The organism is Microvirgula curvata (assembly GCF_054781615.1).
On sequence record NZ_BAAGUB010000009.1, the window covers coordinates 1 to 924 of the forward strand.

The following is a 924-nucleotide window of genomic DNA, read 5'->3' on the forward strand; positions in this document are numbered from 1 at the left end:
AAGCCGCGCCAGCTGTGGTCGTCGTTCAGGGCAAAGAAGCCGGCCAGCCCGGGCTGGACGCTGACCCAGTCCAGCCGGCCGTCGCCGGTCATGTCGAGCAGCAGTTGCCGCCCTCCCGCTGCGGCCCTGGGCGCCTGCGGCAGGGCGGTGGCCTTGCCGTAGCTGATGCCGTCCGGGTCCGCGCTGATCACCCGCTGCGGCGCGCGGTACAGCCAGGCGCCGGCCTGCTGGTACAGCAGCCCGGGCAGGCCGTCGCCGTACAGGTCGACCAGCTGGTAGCCCGGCGGCTCGGCCCAGTCGGAAAGGGGCTGGTACTGGCCATCGACAGCCGGGGTGGAGGAAGAGTAGCTGAACAGGGTCGCGGGCAGATCGAGCAGGCTGCCGTCGGCCTCGTAGGTGCGGCGGCGCAGTGCGCTCAACTGTGAACCGAAAGGGCTGCTGTCGTAGCTGAACGACAGACAGGACAGCAGGGTCGGCGTGGCCGGGCTGGCCGGGTCGCGGCCGAAGGCCAGCAACTGCCGGCACAGCCGGTGGCTGCGCAGCTCGAAGCCGAAGCGGTAGTCGGAGAAGGCATCCGGGCGGCAGGTCCAGACCCCGCTGGTGTCCCAGGCCGGCGGCGGCTGATCGTCGGCCGGGCGCTGGCCATAGTCGAATTTGAGCGTGCGCAGCCAGCCGGCCTCGTCGGGCACGGTGCCGAACAGGAAGAAGGTGGCCGAGGCGGTCAGATTCGCGTAGTCGATGCGGTCGGGATAGCGCTGGGCGGTCTGGTCGCGGCTGTCGCTGATGCCGGCGCTGTCCTCGGCCACATAGAGGTACAGCACGTGTTCGCCATTCGGGAACAGCGATTCCTCGATCAGCCAGCGGGCGATATGGCCGGGACTGGCCGGATCGCTGATCTGCGCGGTGTAACCAAGGCAGTGGATG

1 protein-coding gene is annotated in these 924 nt (G+C 69.8%); it reads right to left on the reverse strand.

Annotated elements, in window-relative coordinates; genetic code table 11:
- Positions 1 to 924, reverse strand: a 924-nt coding sequence (locus ACYVG8_RS04635; RefSeq protein ID WP_460745081.1) for a SpvB/TcaC N-terminal domain-containing protein, incomplete at both ends; no start/stop codon positions are given.